Raw genomic sequence first — 284 nt, 5'->3', positions numbered from 1 at the left:
TTGGGTTCACTGGGTTACCTGGTGTTGGTTCTACAGGTTTGTCTGGAGTTGGCTCTACAGGTTTATCTGGAGTTGGTTCTACAGGCTTATCTGGAGTTGGATCTACAGGTTTATCTGGAGTTGGCTCTACAGGTTTGTCTGGTGTTGGATCTACAGGCTTATCTGGTGTTGGTTCTACAGGCTTGTCTGGTGTTGGTTCTACAGGTTTATCTGGAGTTGGCTCTACAGGCTTGTCTGGAGTTGGCTCTACAGGCTTATCTGGAGTTGGCTCTACAGGTTTGTCT

Annotated in this window: 1 protein-coding gene; it reads left to right on the top strand. The window is 47.5% G+C overall.

Features of this window, described 5'->3' with window-relative positions:
* Positions 1–284: hypothetical protein (locus HMPREF2619_RS11435; RefSeq protein ID WP_186821512.1), on the top strand; the 284-nt coding region annotated here is incomplete at both ends.

Origin of the sequence: Streptococcus sp. HMSC074B11, from assembly GCF_001808705.1 — a bacterium.
Lineage (GTDB): Bacteria > Bacillota > Bacilli > Lactobacillales > Streptococcaceae > Streptococcus.
Note: the sequence above shows the minus strand (reverse complement) of the source record. Positions and strands in the feature narration are given on the sequence as shown.